Below are 10,022 nucleotides of genomic sequence, written 5' to 3'. Positions count from 1 at the left end.
TACGTGGCTGACGATCAACGCCTGCTCGCAGGCCGATACGTCGTCGGCGACCTCATCGGTCGCGGGGGCATGTCCAACGTCTTCCGCGGCGTGGACACCAAGCTCGGTCGCACCGTCGCCATCAAGGTCCTGAAGTCCACGCTCGCCACCGACCCCGCATTCCGGTCCCGCTTCCGCCAGGAGGCACAGGCCGCCTCGCGGATGGCGCACCCCACGATCGTCCGCGTCTATGACGCCGGCGAAGAGCGGGTGAAGGACGGCTCGGGGCACGACCTCATCGAGCCGTTCATCGTCATGGAGTACGTCGAAGGACGCATGCTCAAAGACCTCATCGCCGAGGGTCCCGTCGAGTCCGCGGAGGCGGTGCGCATCGCGCACAGCATCCTCACCGCGCTGGAGTACTCCCACCGAGCCGGCGTCGTCCACCGCGACATCAAGCCGGGCAACGTCATGATCACCACGGCCGGCGACGTCAAGGTCACCGACTTCGGCATCGCACGCGCCGTATCCGATTCATCCACGACCGTCGCCCAGACGACCGCCATCCTCGGCACGGCCGCGTACTTCTCTCCCGAACAGGCCAAGGGCGAGACGGTCGACGCGCGGACCGACCTCTACTCCACCGGCGTCGTCCTCTTCGAGATGCTGACTGGCAAGGCGCCGTTCCGCGGCGACACCGCCGTCGCCGTCGCCTACCAGCACGTGAGCGAGCGCCCGGTGAAACCGAGCTCGATCAACCCGAAGGTGTCGCCGGCGCTCGACCAGGTCGTCCTCCGAGCCCTCGCGAAGGATCGCTTCGAGCGGTACCAGAGTGCCGTCGAGTTCCGCGAGGATCTCGACGAGGCCGGAGCCGGCCATGTGCCGGTCCGACGCGACGACCACGACTCGCTGTTCGGCCCATCGCCGACGGCGGCGTCCAGCACCGAGCAGGCGATCCGTCAGCTCACCTCGGACGACACCGTGACGCGTACCCAGCGCCGACCACCGGTCGTGTGGATCTGGGCCGCCATCGCCGGAATCGCCGTCATCCTCTTCTCGCTCGTGTTCTGGGTGGTGCAGCTTCCGCCTGCGACGAGCATCTCCACGGACTCCAGAGAGGTCCCGGACCTCGTCGACGCCACGTGGGAGAGTGCGAACAGCACGATCGAACAGCTCGAACTCGTCCCCACCAAGTTCGATGAAGCGAGCAGCGACTACAAGGCTGGTCATGTCATCCGTACCGACCCGCCCGGCGGCACCACGGTCACCAAGAACACGCAGATCAAGGTGTACGTGTCGACGGGACGTGCTCAGGTCGAGGTACCCGACGTCACCAACCAGTCATCCGAGGCAGCGTGGGCCGCAGTCACCGCTGCGGGGCTGACGCAGGGCTCGGTGACGCGCGAGAACTCACCGACGGTCCCGGCAGGCGTAGTGCTGCGCATGGATCCAGGAGCCGGCACCTCCGTCGACCAAGGCTCCACCGTGAACCTCGTCGTCTCCAGCGGGAACGTCACACTGACGGACGTCGTCGGGCAGCCGCTCCTCGACGCGACGAACTACCTCCAGGACGCGACGAGGCAGTTCACCGTGCAGCCGCAGGCAGACGCGACGTGCAAGGCCGTCGCCGGCGACCCGGTCACGGCCATGTCACCCGCACCAGGCGACATCCCGCAGAAGTCCGTCATCACGCTCACCTACTGCACCGGACCATAGGCTGCGCTGGTTTCTGCGCACGCTCTCCGGTCCCTGAGCAGTCTCACCGGTCCCTGAGCAGTCTCTCCGGTCCCTGAGCCTGTCGAAGGGCTACCGCGTCATGAGCGGACTGAGCCCTCGAGCCCGCTGATGTGCTTCGGTGAGCCCGGCCATCTCGAGCCAGTTCGCCAGGAGCTGGTAGCCGCCCTCGGAAAGCACCGACTCCGGATGGAACTGGACGCCGTGGATCGAGGCGTCACGGTGGCGGAGCCCCATGATCACGCCACCGGGGGTCCGGCTCGTCACGACGAGTTCGTCGGGTACGGTGCGGTCAACGACGGCGAGCGAGTGGTATCTCGTGGCGTTGAACCGCTGCGGGATGCCACGGTAGAGGACACTGCCGTCGTGTTCCACGAGCGAGCTCTGCCCGTGCATGAGCTCGCCAGCGGTGTGCACGGTCGCGCCGAACGCCTCCGCGATCGCCTGATGTCCGAGGCACACCCCGAGCAGCGGTGTTCCGCTGCGGTACGCCGCGTGCACGCTGGCCAGTGAGATCCCGGCGTCCGAGGGCCGTCCAGGTCCGGGCGAGACGAGCACGCCGTCGAACCCGCGGATCCACTGCTCGAGATCGTCGAGGACGATGTCGTCGTTCCGGACCACGACGGTCTCGGCACCCAGCTGCTCGACGTACCCGTTCAGCGTGTAGACGAAGCTGTCGTAGTTGTCGATGACCAGGATGCGGGTCATTCGTCGCCGACGGTCACATTCTGGTCGACGATGAACGAGTCCACGTAGGGGAACACCCAGGTGAAGAGTGCGGCCACGACTGCCACGAACAGGACGACGAGGATGATGATCCTCAGCCAGACGGGTCCGGGCAGGACCCTCCAGAGTGCGCCGTACATCGTCAGCCTCCAGCGGCCGCGACGGACGCGGCGATCTCGGCGGGTGGCCCGGCGGACAGCGGCTGCCAGGACTCGTACACCGCGTAAGCGATACTGCGTTCCGCCGTCGAGTAGAGCGGGTTGCAGGTGGTCAGGGTGAGGATGCGCTGCGTCGGTGCGACGCCGTTGACCTGGGGGACGGGGTTGAGGACGTCCACCTGGGTGGGCAGCACGTAGGTGATGTTCCGGAACACGTAGGTGTAGTAGCCGTCGGCCGTCTGGACGTAGACCTTGTCGCCGATCTGCAGGTCGCTGATCAAGGTCATCGCGCCGCCGTAGGCCTTGCGGTGACCGGCGACGACGAAGTTGCCGACCTCTCCGGGCATCTGGGTGCTCGGGTAGTGGCCGACGCCGAGGTCGAAGCTGTTGAGGACGGTAGCGGTGTCGACGCCCTCGGCGACCACGCGACGGTAGTCGGCGCCGTACCGCGGCACATAGAGCACCGCGAACGGGTCGCCGGGCGCGGGCCGGGCGGTCACGGGCGGCTCGCCGTAGTTCGGCGCCCCACTCGCGTCGACGGTCGGTTCGGGAGCGGGAGCGGTCTCGGCGTTCTTGATCCACTCCTGCGACTGGCTCGACGCGGCGTTCGCCTGGCTGCCGGCCATGATCATGTCGTTCCACCAGAGCTGCCAGGCGAGGAACAGCAGGACCACCATGCCAGCGGTGATGAGGAGCTCGCCGGCGACCCCGAAGACGCTGATGCGGTGCTTCGACGGCGCTCTGCGCTCCGCGGCGCGTGCGCTCGCTCGCGAAGGTAGGTCGTCGGTCACGCATGGATTCTACCGAGAAGAACCGGGGATCGGCTGATCCCCAAGGCACCGATTGGGGTGAACAGGTAGAATGTCGGCATGGCACGCACGAAGTCACGAAGCAAACCGTCCCGCGAACCCGAGCAGACGAGCGGCGAACCCGCACCGAACGCGGTCTGGTTCAAGCCGGTCATGTTCGGCTTCATGCTGCTCGGCCTCGCCTGGATCGTCGTCTACTACCTGAGCGGCACGCTGCTCCCGATCCAGTCACTCGGCCCGTGGAACATCCTCGTCGGCTTCGGTATCGCCTTCATCGGCTTCCTCATGACCACCAGGTGGCGCTAGCCGCCCCCACTTCACGTCGTGCACAGCGGGTCGTCCTCTCGGACGGCCCGCTGTTTCGTTGTACCGGACATCGGTCGCATCGAGTTCTCCACAGGAATGTGGAGAACTTCCCAGTTATCCACATGCTGGTGTGGACAACCGCGGGGAGCCCCGGAAACACGGGGAACCACACCGGTGTAATTATCCCCAGTGTTCATAACTCTGTGGATAACTCCGGCAACCTTCAACGTCTGCTGCATGGTTGCGCCTCTTGGCCGGGCGCACCACTGGTCGACGCAGGTCACCGGGCAGCACCCGGTCACGGATCCGAGCCGGCACACCGAGCCACACCCGGTCACTGAGCCGAACCCGGTCACTGAGCCTGTCGAAGTGCGGTCCCGCTCAGAGCAGGGCGGGCAACAGGCTGGCGCCGACGAGGACGACGCTCAAGGCGCCGATCAGCACCGCTTGGAGTGGCTGCTGGGTGCGCTTGCGGGTGTTGACGAGGATGAGGCCGATGAGCGCACCGCCGACGAGCCCGCCCAGGTGGGCCTGCCAGGCGATGTTCACGCCGGGGATGAAGCCGATGACGAGGTTGATCCCCAGGAGCACCAGCAGCCCGCGGGTGTCAGCACCCATGCGTCGCTGGATGACCAGGAACGCGCCGAGCAGACCGAAGATCGCGCCCGAGGCGCCGACGACGGCCGTCCGCGGGTCGGCGAGGAAGAGGACGCCGACCGAGCCGGCGAACCCGGCGACCAGGTACAGCGCGAGGAACCGCCAGTGCCCGAGCATCGTCTCGAGGATCCGGCCGAAGATCCAGAGTGTGTACATGTTCAGCAGGATGTGGAAGATGAACCCCTGCGAGTGCACGAACACGGCGGTCAGCATCCGCCAGGGTTGGAAGGCACCGTACGACGGATCGGAGTACACGCCGGCGTAGAGGAGCGCGTTCGTCACACCGAGACCTGGGATCCACTGCAGCAGGAACACGAACGCCGTCACGGCGATGATCGCGTACGTGACGATGGGGGAGGAGTTGCTGATCCTCGCGCCCAGACGGTTGCGAGGGGCGCTCTGTCGTTGCGCCTTCATGTCCTCCGGACAGATGAAACCGACTGCCCCGGGCGTCTGGCACTCTCCGCAGATCGTCCGACCGCAACGCTGGCAGAGCACGAAGCTCTGTCGGTCGGGGTGGCGATAGCAGAAGTTGGCCGACGGATCCCGGGGCAGGGTCACGGTCTGTCCTCCGAGCGGGGTCTAGGCCTCGGAGATGGTGACGCTCTCGAGGACGACGGGCTCGATCGGCTTGTCGCCGGCACCGGTCGGGACGGCCTGGATGGCGTCGACGACCGCGCGGGACTCGGCGTCGGCGACCTCACCGAAGATGGTGTGCTTGCCCTGGAGCCACTGCGTGGGAACGGTGGTGATGAAGAACTGCGAACCGTTCGTGCCCTCGACGGCACCCGTGATGGCGTTGCGGCGCTTGCCGGCGTTCGCCATGGCGAGGATGTAGGGCTCGTCGAAGTTGAGCTCGGGGTGGATCTCGTCGTCGAAGTTGTAGCCGGGGCCACCGGTGCCGGTTCCGAGCGGGTCGCCGCCCTGGATCATGAACGCGGGGATGATGCGGTGGAAGATGAGGTCGCTGTACAGCGCGTCGTTCCGGGTCTGGCCCGTCTTCGAGTCCGTCCACTCGCGCCCGCCGGTCGCCAGGTCGGTGAAGTTCTTGACCGTCTTGGGAGCGTGGTCCCCGAAGAGGTTGACCTTGATCTCACCGTGGTTGGTGTGCAACGTGGCGACTGCGGTGTGCTTTGACATACTCCCAATTCTTGCACAAGGGTTCGGGACTCTCGGATGGTATCCAGGGGTCTAAGTGGCAAGATGGAGGTTACGTTGTTGCCGCGATCATTGGAGATGACCACATGAGCCTGTCACGCAAGCGCCGGAAAGAGCTCAAGAAGCTCAAGGGTTCCGCTGCCGACCTCTGGGACTCCCAGCAGGATGTCCTGAACCACGCCAACGAAGTCGCTCGTGAGGTGAGCCGTCAGCTCGGGAACTTCTCGAAGGAGCAGGTGGTCCCCGTCGTGCGCGACACCTACGAACACCGCGTCGTCCCCACGGTCGACCGGGGGATCAAGGTTTCCCGCCACGCCGTCGACGGCGTGCGCAAGGGCATCTCGGATGGCGTCGTCCCCGCTGTCGGTGGCGTCGTCGGTACGGTGCTGAGCATCGGCGACATCGCCAAGGACACCCGCGTGCAGGCGGCGCTCCGCCGCCTCCACGTCCCCGAGCAGGTGCTGCCCGCCAAGAAGGGCGCGAGCGCCGGTACCGTCATCGCGATCGGCCTCGGCGTCCTCGCCGCTGCCGGTGTCGCCTACGCCGTCTGGCAGACGTTCCGCGCAGACGACGAGCTGTGGGTCTCCGACGAGGAGCCCGCCGCTTCCTGATCTCGCTTCGCACGACGCAGCCCCTCGCCGGTTCCGACCGGGGAGGGGCTTCGTGTTGTTGCGGCCGTACTCAGATGAGGCCGGCGAACCGTCGTCCGACGTCGACGAGGCTGACGCGGTCGAGTGAGCCGACCTCCTCGAGCGGGTACCACGCGGCGTAATCCGTGCTGCCGTCGGCCTCGTAGGTCAGCGTGCCGCCGGTGAGGTGCGCCCGATAGACGATGCGCAGCGTGTGCAGCGGCCCCGTTGCGGTCGTGCTGAGGCGGCGCTCCGCCGGTACGAGCTGCGAGTCGACGCCGATCAGGTCGTCGAGCTCCGCGTGATAGCCGGTCTCCTCGAACACCTCGCGGACGGCCGCGTCGGCCGGGTCCTCACCGGGGTCGATCCCGCCACCGGGGAGAGTCCATCCGCTGTGTCCGCTCTCGTTCCAGTGGGAGAGGAGCATGCCCCGTTCGTCGACGATGACGGCATATGCAGCGACGCGGATATCCATGCCGCCAGCCTAACCGCCGGTCCCTGCGACAACGGAGAACGCCCCCGGCATCTGCCGAGGGCGTTTCTGGACTGTGGAGCCTGGGAGAATCGAACTCCCGACATCCTGCTTGCAAAGCAGGCGCTCTACCAACTGAGCTAAGGCCCCGGATGGAACAGATCCGGAGATCCGATCCAATCGGTGTGTTGCTGGTCGTGCAGGGTGGGGCTACCAGGACTTGAACCTGGGACCTCTTCGTTATCAGCGAAGCGCTCTAACCGCCTGAGCTATAGCCCCGTTTTGAACCTTGTTGAGACTACCCGATTCCCGCCGCAACTCATAATCGAGCGGCGCCGCACGGGGCGGCGCCGACCCGACGGAGCGTCAGTTGTTGGTGAACCCGACGAGGAGGCCACCCGTGATCTTCACGCTCAGGTTGTAGAGCCCCGCGAGGAGGGCCCCCATCAGCGTGATGACGATGAGGTTGAGCAGCGCCACGATGCCGGCGAAGGCCATGACCTGCGGCAGGTTGACGTACTGGAGGATGTTGTTCCCCGGGCCGGCGATGTCGGTGAACAGGCCACCGACCTTCGTGAAGACACCGGTGGTGTTGAGCACCGTGTAGACGAGGAAGAAGAACACCACGATGACCACGGCGACCGCGATCGCCGCCAGGAACGACAGCTTCACCGCCGACCAGAAGTCGATGTACACCAGCTTCAGGCGCACCTGCTTGGTGCTGGTGCGTTTGGTCGACTTCTTGGCCAACTTCTCTGCGACGCTACTGCTCATCTACTTCTTCCTTCATCGCCGGAGTCTCGTCCGGCACGGATGCCTCGGGTGCTGCACCCTCCGGGGCGGCTGCGTCTGCAACCGTCTCCGGAACATCCTGGGTCTCAAGGTTTCGGTCACTGTTCTTGGCCAGCGCGATGATTCGGTCGCTCTCCGCGAAACGTGCGAAGACGACGCCCATCGTGTCGCGCCCCTTCGCTGGAACTTCGGCCACGGCAGACCTTACCACCTTGCCACTGGCAAGAACCACAAGGACCTCGTCGCTCTCGTCGACGATCAGGGCGCCCGCGAGGGTGCCTCGATCGTCGTTCAGCTTGGCCACCTTGATGCCCAGGCCGCCGCGGTTCTGGCCGCGGTACTGGTCGATGTTGGTGCGCTTCGCGTAGCCGCCCTCGGTGACGACGAAGACGTACGCCTCGCGTTCCTCGCCCTCGACGGACGGCAGCACCGACGCCGAGAGCAGCTTGTCGTCGTCGCGGAAGTGCATGCCGATGACGCCGCTCGTCGCGCGTCCCATCGGCCGCAGCGTCTCGTCGCTCGCCGTGAAGCGGATCGACATGCCCTTGCGGGACACGAGCAGGACGTCGCTGTCGTTCTCCACCAGCAGTGCGGAGGTGAGCTCGTCACCCTCGCGCAGGTTGATCGCGATGATGCCACCCGAGCGGTTCGTGTCGTACTCCGAGAGCGCCGTCTTCTTGACGAGGCCGTCGTGCGTCGCGAGGACCAGGTACGTCGCGGCCTCGTAGTCGCGGATGTCGAGGATCTCGGCGATCTCCTCGTCGGGCTGCATGGCGAGCAGGTTGGCGACGTGCTGGCCCTTGGCGTCGCGGCCGGCCTCCTGCAGCTCATAGGCCTTCGCGCGGTACACGCGGCCCTTCGTCGTGAAGAAGAGGAGCCAGTGGTGCGTCGTCGTCACGAAGAAGTGGTCGACCACGTCGTCCGCGCGCAGCTGGGCACCCTTGACGCCCTTGCCGCCGCGGTGCTGCTGACGGTAGTTGTCGCTGCGCGTGCGCTTGATGTACCCACCGCGGGTGACGGTGATGACCATCTCCTCTTCGGGGATCAGGTCTTCCATGTTCATGTCGCCGTCGAAACCGAACATGATCTCGGTGCGGCGGTCGTCGCCGTACTTGTCGACGATCGCGGTCAGTTCCTCGCTGACGATCTCGCGCTGGCGGACCGGCTTCGCGAGGATGTCCTTGAGGTCGGCGATCTGCGCTTCGATCTCGGCGGCCTCGTCGATGATCTTCTGACGCTCGAGGGCCGCGAGGCGACGCAGCTGCATGTCGAGGATCGCGCTGGCCTGGAGTTCGTCGATCTCGAGGAGGTCCATGAGGCCCGAGCGTGCCTCATCGGCGGACGGGGAGCGACGGATGAGCGCGATGACCTCGTCCAGGGCGTCGAGCGCCTTCAGGTAACCGCGGAGGATGTGTGCACGCTCCTCCTTCTTGCGGAGGCGGAACACGGTGCGGCGGACGATGACCTCGACCTGGTGCGTCACCCAGTTGGTGATGAAGCCGTCGAGCGGCAGCGTGCGCGGGATGCCGTCGACGATCGCGAGCATGTTCGCGCCGAAGTTGTCCTGCAGCTGCGTGTGCTTGTAGAGGTTGTTGAGGACGACCTTCGCGACCGCATCGCGCTTCAGCACGATGACGAGCCGCTGGCCGGTGCGACCGGAGGTCTCGTCGCGGATGTCGGCGACGCCGCCGAGGCGACCCTCCTTGACGAGGTCGGCGATCTTCAGCGCGAGGTTGTCGGGGTTCACCTGGTATGGGAGCTCGGTGACGACGAGGCAGGTCCGGCCCTGGATCTCCTCGACGTTCACGACGGCACGCATCGTGATGGAACCGCGACCCGTGCGGTACGCGTCCTGGATGCCCTTGACACCGAGGATCTGCGCACCGGTCGGGAAGTCCGGCCCCTTGATGCGCTGCATGAGCGCCTCGAGGAGCTCTTCCCGGCTCGCCTCGGGGTTCGCCAGGTGCCAGAGGGCACCGTCGGCGACCTCGCGGAGGTTGTGCGGCGGGATGTTCGTGGCCATGCCGACCGCGATGCCGACGGACCCGTTGACGAGCAGGTTCGGGAAGCGCGCCGGCAGGACGACCGGCTCCTGGGACTCGCCGTCGTAGTTGGGCTGGAAGTCGACGGTCTCCTCGTCGATGTCGCGCACCATCTCCATGGCGAGCGGGGCCATCTTGGTCTCGGTGTATCGAGGGGCGGCCGCGCCGTCGTTGCCGGGTGAGCCGAAGTTGCCCTGGCCGAGCGCCAACGGGTACCGCAGACTCCACGGCTGGACGAGGCGCACGAGCGCGTCGTAGATGGCCGAGTCGCCGTGCGGGTGGAACTGACCCATGACGTCGCCGACGACGCGCGCGCACTTGGAGAACGAGCGGTCGGGGCGGTAGCCGCCGTCGTACATCGCGTAGATCACGCGGCGGTGGACGGGCTTCAGGCCGTCGCGGACGTCGGGCAGGGCACGACCGACGATGACACTCATCGCGTAGTCGAGGTAGCTGCGCTGCATCTCGAGCTGCAGGTCGACCTGGTCGATCCGTCCGTGCACGCCGTGGTCCTCGTCCGGGACCGTGATCTCGTCGTTGGTTTCGTCTGCCATGTTCTC

The 10,022-nt window shown here is 66.4% G+C and carries 11 protein-coding genes and 2 tRNA genes; 3 read left to right on the top strand and 10 right to left on the bottom strand.

All coding sequences use genetic code 11. The annotated features are described in order from the left end of the window. Positions 1-3 precede the first annotated feature (3 nt). Positions 4-1,695: a Stk1 family PASTA domain-containing Ser/Thr kinase gene (pknB, locus tag QRN19_RS15850; RefSeq protein WP_285028156.1), complete on the top strand. Its 1,692-nt coding sequence runs from the start codon at positions 4-6 to the stop codon at positions 1,693-1,695. A 90-nt stretch (positions 1,696-1,785) separates the two neighbouring features. Here pknB and QRN19_RS15845 read toward each other — a convergent pair whose 3' ends face one another. The 3 genes from QRN19_RS15845 to QRN19_RS15835 are packed head-to-tail and all read right to left on the bottom strand — an operon-like array spanning position 1,786 to position 3,388. Further along, entirely contained in the window at positions 1,786-2,421 is a 636-nt protein-coding gene (locus QRN19_RS15845) for an anthranilate synthase component II (protein ID WP_285028155.1), read from the bottom strand. Continuing rightward, the gene (locus QRN19_RS15840) at positions 2,418-2,579 is read right to left on the bottom strand and encodes a hypothetical protein (RefSeq protein ID WP_162852296.1); all 162 of its coding nucleotides are present in this window, start codon (positions 2,577-2,579) and stop codon (positions 2,418-2,420) included. Before QRN19_RS15840 ends, QRN19_RS15845 begins: the two co-directional genes overlap by 4 nt. 2 nt (positions 2,580-2,581) lie before the next feature. Then, the gene (locus QRN19_RS15835) at positions 2,582-3,388 is read right to left on the bottom strand and encodes a class E sortase (RefSeq protein ID WP_285028153.1); all 807 of its coding nucleotides are present in this window, start codon (positions 3,386-3,388) and stop codon (positions 2,582-2,584) included. A 78-nt stretch (positions 3,389-3,466) separates the two neighbouring features. Here QRN19_RS15835 and QRN19_RS15830 point away from each other — a divergent pair, with 78 nt between their 5' ends. After that, on the top strand, positions 3,467-3,712 hold the full coding sequence (locus tag QRN19_RS15830) for a cell division protein CrgA (protein ID WP_064294026.1): 246 nt from the start codon (positions 3,467-3,469) through the stop codon (positions 3,710-3,712). 381 nt (positions 3,713-4,093) lie between these two features. Here the strand turns inward: QRN19_RS15830 and QRN19_RS15825 are convergent, their stop codons facing one another. Both QRN19_RS15825 and QRN19_RS15820 read right to left on the bottom strand, forming a co-directional pair. Then, a complete protein-coding gene (locus QRN19_RS15825) occupies positions 4,094-4,786 on the bottom strand; it encodes a rhomboid family intramembrane serine protease (RefSeq protein WP_285028150.1) in 693 nt (230 codons plus the stop codon). Between the two features lie 165 nt (positions 4,787-4,951). Further along, positions 4,952-5,509: a peptidylprolyl isomerase gene (locus tag QRN19_RS15820; RefSeq protein ID WP_064294028.1), complete on the bottom strand. Its 558-nt coding sequence runs from the start codon at positions 5,507-5,509 to the stop codon at positions 4,952-4,954. A 104-nt stretch (positions 5,510-5,613) separates the two neighbouring features. Here QRN19_RS15820 and QRN19_RS15815 point away from each other — a divergent pair, with 104 nt between their 5' ends. Beyond that, the gene (locus QRN19_RS15815) at positions 5,614-6,138 is read left to right on the top strand and encodes a DNA helicase (RefSeq protein WP_285028148.1); all 525 of its coding nucleotides are present in this window, start codon (positions 5,614-5,616) and stop codon (positions 6,136-6,138) included. 70 nt (positions 6,139-6,208) lie between these two features. On the opposite strand, the gene QRN19_RS15810 is transcribed toward QRN19_RS15815, so the two are convergent. From QRN19_RS15810 to gyrA, 5 genes are all read right to left on the bottom strand, one after another. Continuing rightward, a complete protein-coding gene (locus QRN19_RS15810) occupies positions 6,209-6,631 on the bottom strand; it encodes an NUDIX hydrolase (protein WP_285028146.1) in 423 nt (140 codons plus the stop codon). 74 nt (positions 6,632-6,705) lie between these two features. Beyond that, a tRNA-Ala gene (locus QRN19_RS15805) sits at positions 6,706-6,778 on the bottom strand. 55 nt (positions 6,779-6,833) lie between these two features. After that, positions 6,834-6,907 (bottom strand) — tRNA-Ile (locus QRN19_RS15800). 87 nt (positions 6,908-6,994) lie between these two features. Next, the gene (locus QRN19_RS15795; RefSeq protein WP_056010202.1) at positions 6,995-7,402 is read right to left on the bottom strand and encodes a DUF3566 domain-containing protein; all 408 of its coding nucleotides are present in this window, start codon (positions 7,400-7,402) and stop codon (positions 6,995-6,997) included. Continuing rightward, entirely contained in the window at positions 7,392-10,016 is a 2,625-nt protein-coding gene (gyrA, locus tag QRN19_RS15790; protein ID WP_285028144.1) for a DNA gyrase subunit A, read from the bottom strand. Before gyrA ends, QRN19_RS15795 begins: the two co-directional genes overlap by 11 nt. Between the last annotated feature and the right edge of the window lie 6 nt (positions 10,017-10,022).

This window comes from Plantibacter sp. ME-Dv--P-122b (assembly GCF_030209375.1).
Classification (GTDB): domain Bacteria; phylum Actinomycetota; class Actinomycetes; order Actinomycetales; family Microbacteriaceae; genus Plantibacter.
Note: the sequence above shows the minus strand (reverse complement) of the source record. Positions and strands in the feature narration are given on the sequence as shown.

What these genes read in the sequence shown, in the direction of transcription:
- QRN19_RS15845 (WP_285028155.1), bottom strand. Translation starts at nt 2,421, where the DNA reads ATGACCCGCATCCTGGTCATCGACAACTACGACAGCTTCGTCTACACG.
- QRN19_RS15840 (WP_162852296.1), bottom strand. Translation starts at nt 2,579, where the DNA reads ATGTACGGCGCACTCTGGAGGGTCCTGCCCGGACCCGTCTGGCTGAGG.
- QRN19_RS15830 (WP_064294026.1), top strand. Translation starts at nt 3,467, where the DNA reads ATGGCACGCACGAAGTCACGAAGCAAACCGTCCCGCGAACCCGAGCAG.
- QRN19_RS15825 (WP_285028150.1), bottom strand. Translation starts at nt 4,786, where the DNA reads ATGAAGGCGCAACGACAGAGCGCCCCTCGCAACCGTCTGGGCGCGAGG.
- QRN19_RS15820 (WP_064294028.1), bottom strand. Translation starts at nt 5,509, where the DNA reads ATGTCAAAGCACACCGCAGTCGCCACGTTGCACACCAACCACGGTGAG.
- QRN19_RS15815 (WP_285028148.1), top strand. Translation starts at nt 5,614, where the DNA reads ATGAGCCTGTCACGCAAGCGCCGGAAAGAGCTCAAGAAGCTCAAGGGT.
- QRN19_RS15810 (WP_285028146.1), bottom strand. Translation starts at nt 6,631, where the DNA reads ATGGATATCCGCGTCGCTGCATATGCCGTCATCGTCGACGAACGGGGC.
- QRN19_RS15795 (WP_056010202.1), bottom strand. Translation starts at nt 7,402, where the DNA reads ATGAGCAGTAGCGTCGCAGAGAAGTTGGCCAAGAAGTCGACCAAACGC.
- gyrA (WP_285028144.1), bottom strand. Translation starts at nt 10,016, where the DNA reads ATGGCAGACGAAACCAACGACGAGATCACGGTCCCGGACGAGGACCAC.